The organism is Methylobacterium sp., assembly GCF_019750675.1.
Taxonomy (GTDB): Bacteria; Pseudomonadota; Alphaproteobacteria; order Rhizobiales; family Beijerinckiaceae; genus Methylobacterium.
Map to the genome: position 1 here is coordinate 1 of NZ_JAIEOF010000312.1, position 3,216 is coordinate 3,216.

At 70.1% G+C, this 3,216-nt stretch carries 4 protein-coding genes; 1 reads left to right on the forward strand and 3 read right to left on the reverse strand.

Annotation, left to right across the window (positions count from 1 at the left end; all coding sequences use genetic code 11):
- The 3 genes from K2X24_RS16280 to ubiE all read right to left on the reverse strand — a co-directional run.
- Nucleotides 1-359 (reverse strand): flavoprotein (locus K2X24_RS16280; RefSeq protein WP_292499395.1); only part of this gene is annotated, 359 nt, incomplete at its 3' end.
- Between the two features lie 47 nt (nt 360-406).
- A complete protein-coding gene (ubiB, locus tag K2X24_RS16285) occupies nt 407-1,963 on the reverse strand; it encodes a 2-polyprenylphenol 6-hydroxylase (RefSeq protein WP_292499396.1) in 1,557 nt (518 codons plus the stop codon).
- Nucleotides 1,964-1,979: 16 nt separating this feature from the next.
- A complete protein-coding gene (gene ubiE, locus K2X24_RS16290) occupies nt 1,980-2,795 on the reverse strand; it encodes a bifunctional demethylmenaquinone methyltransferase/2-methoxy-6-polyprenyl-1,4-benzoquinol methylase UbiE (protein ID WP_292499397.1) in 816 nt (271 codons plus the stop codon).
- A gap of 134 nt (nt 2,796-2,929) precedes the next feature.
- Here ubiE and K2X24_RS16295 point away from each other — a divergent pair.
- A partial coding sequence (locus tag K2X24_RS16295; protein ID WP_292499398.1) for a DNA-formamidopyrimidine glycosylase family protein occupies nt 2,930-3,216 on the forward strand: 287 nt, incomplete at its 3' end.

The window sequence follows — 3,216 nt, forward strand, 5'->3', positions numbered from 1 at the left end:
ATCGGCAGGGTGGTGGCCAGCAGTACCGTGGCGGCGAGGTCGGACGAATCGCCCGCGGCCATGCGGGCCATCAGGCTGGCGGTGGCGGGTGCGACCACGATGGCGTCGGCATCCCGCGCCAGCTTGATGTGCCCGATATCGGCCTCCTCGGCCCGGTCGAACAGGTCGGTATGGGCCCGCTCGCCCGCGAGCGCCGCCGCCGCCAGCGGCGTCACGAATTCCTGCGCACCCTTGGTCAGGAGCGGACGCACCTGCGCGCCGCGCTCGCGCAGGCGCCGGATCAGGTCGAGCGCCTTGTAGGCGGCGATGCCGCCGCCGATGACGAGGAGGATGCGGCGGTTCTGGAGCGGGCGGCGCATGGTCGAACCCTTCGGAAGGCGAGCCTGACGGATCGTTGCAAGGCAGGCTACCGGAACGCCATCACCAGCGCACCGATGGCGATGCCCCACAGGGCCACCGTCGACCAGATCGCGCGCCGGCGCTCGGACCGGGCGTACGCGTCGAGGCGATTGCCGTCGCCGGAGCCGGCCTCGTCGAGGCGCACGAGGATGCGGCGCAGGCGCTGGGCGAGATCGGGGATGTCCGACACCACGTCGGTGATGGTGAGGGCGGCGCGGCCCAGGCTCTCGACGCGTCCCACGGGCCCGAGATTGCGCGTGATCCAGGAACGCACCACGGGCTCGGCCCCGGTCCACATGTCGAGCTTGGGATCGAGGGAGCGGGCGACGCCCTCGACCACCACCATGGTCTTCTGCAGCATCACCAGTTCGGTGCGGGTGCTCATGTCGAACAGCGCGGTGATGTCGAACAGCAGGGTGAGCACCTTGGCCATCGAGATCTCGTCGGCCTTGCGCTGGTGGATCGGCTCGCCGATTGCCCGGATCGCCTGGGCGAAATCCTCCACCGAATGGTGCGCCGGCACGTAGCCGGCCTCGAAATGGACCTGGGCCACGCGCTTGTAGTCGCGCAGGATGAAGCCCAGCAGGATCTCGGCGAGGAAGCGGCGCTCCATGTGCCCGAGCCGGCCCATGATGCCGAAATCCACCGCCACCAGGGTGCCGGTCGGGTCGACGAACAGGTTCCCGGGATGCATGTCGGCGTGGAAGAAGCCGTCGCGGATGGCGTGGCGCAGGAAGGACTGGATCACCGCCCGGCCGAGGGCCTTGGGATCGTGCCCGGCCGCCACGATGGCCGCGTGGTCGTTGAGCCGGATGCCCTCGATCCACTCGCTCGACAGGACGTCCCGGGCGGTCAGCTCCCAGTCCGGCTTGGGCACGCGGAAATCCGCGTCGTCCTTGGTGTTCTGCGCCAGCTCGGACATCGCGGCCGCCTCGAGCCGGAAGTCCATCTCCATCATCACCGAGCGGGCGAGGATCTCCACCACCTCGCGGGGGCGCAGCCGCTCGGCCTTGGGCGACAGGGCGTGCACCACGCGGGCCATGAACCGCATGACCTGGAGGTCGCGCTGGAAGCGCTCGCGCACGCCCGGGCGCATGATCTTGATCGCCAGGACCCGCTCGGTGCCGTCGACGTCGAGGATGTGGGCCTTGTGGACCTGCGCGATGGAGGCGGCCGCGATGGGCGGGCTGAACGAGACGAAGAGATGCGCCACCGGCTTGCCGAGGGCCGCCTCGACGACGCGGATCGCGGTCTCCTGCGGGAAGGGCGGCACCCGGTCCTGCAGGGTCTCGAGATCCCGGGCCGCGTGCATGCCGACGATGTCGGGCCGGGTGGCGAGGAACTGGCCGAACTTGACGTAGCTGGGCCCGAGACGAGTCAGGGCACGCTGCAGCGGACCGGCGCCGACGCCGAGGCCGGAGCGCTCCAGCATCCGTCCGATCCGCAGGACCAGGCGCAGGTGCGGGGGGAGTTCGGCGGGGTCGACGAGCGCGAGCGCGCCCTCGCGGGCGAGCACGAAGCCGACATGCGCGCCCCGGACCAGGTGAACGACGGAGCCGAGCATCAGGCGGCCTGATCCGTCACGAGACCTTCCAGCCCGAATGGATCGCCACGATCCCGCCCGTGAGCGGCCGGTGGCTGACATGGCGGAACCCCGCCGCCTCGATCATCCCCGCGAACCGGCCGGGCGAGGGAAACTTGCGGATGGATTCCACGAGGTAGCGGTAGGAATCCGCGTCCCCGGCCACCCGGGCGCCGAGGCGCGGGATCACGTGGAACGAGTAGGCGTCGTAGATCCGGTCGAGCACCGGCAGGTCGACCTTCGAGAATTCGAGGCAGAGGAACCGTCCGCCGGGCTTCAGCACCCGGTGCGCCTCGGCGAGCGCCTTGTCGATCCGGGGCACGTTCCGGATACCGAAGGCGATGGTGTAGGCGTCGAACTGCTCCGCCGGCAGTGGCAGCGCCTCGGCATTGGCGGTCACGAAGTCGATGCGCCCGCGGAAGCGGTCGCCCGCCCGCTCGGCGCCGACCCGCAGCATCGCCTCGTTGATGTCGAGGACCGTGGTGTGGGTCGCGGGACCGCCGGCCTCCAGGGCGCGGAAGGCGATGTCGGCGGTGCCGCCGGCCACGTCGAGATGGCGGAACGGCCGGTTGCGCGGCGGGCGCAGCATCGAGATGAGGTGCGACTTCCAGGCGCGGTGCAGTCCCCCCGACATCAGGTCGTTCATGAGGTCGTAGCGCTTGGCCACGGACCGGAACACGTCGTCGACGCGCCCCTGCTTCTCGTCGAGGGCCACGCTTTCGAATCCGAAATGCGTGCTCGACGCGTCCGCGGATCGATCAGCCGTCTGTTCCCCCGCAGTCGTGCCTACCGAAGTCGTGCCTACCGAAGTCATGGACCATCCTCTCGCCGACGCTCATAGCGAAAGGCGGTCAAGATCGCCATCTGCCATCGATCGCCATCGGCGGATCGCATCGTCCCGCGATGCCGCAGCCCGGTCCCCAATCTCCACGCGCACCCCGTCCCTTCATGCCTGAACTTCCCGAAGTCGAAACCGTCCGCCTCGGCCTCGCGCCCGCCCTGGTCGGCGCGCGCTTCGCCCGTGTCCTCTTGCGGAGGCCCAACCTCCGCTTCCCCTTCCCGGACCGTTTCGCGGAGCGCCTCGAGGGCCGCACGGTGCGGGACCTGGCGCGCCGGGCCAAGTACCTCGTGGCCGGCCTCGATTCCGGTGAATCGCTGATCATGCATCTCGGGATGAGCGGCCGCTTCGACGTGGCGCTGCCGGACGGCCGCAATCTCTCGCCGGGCGATTTCTA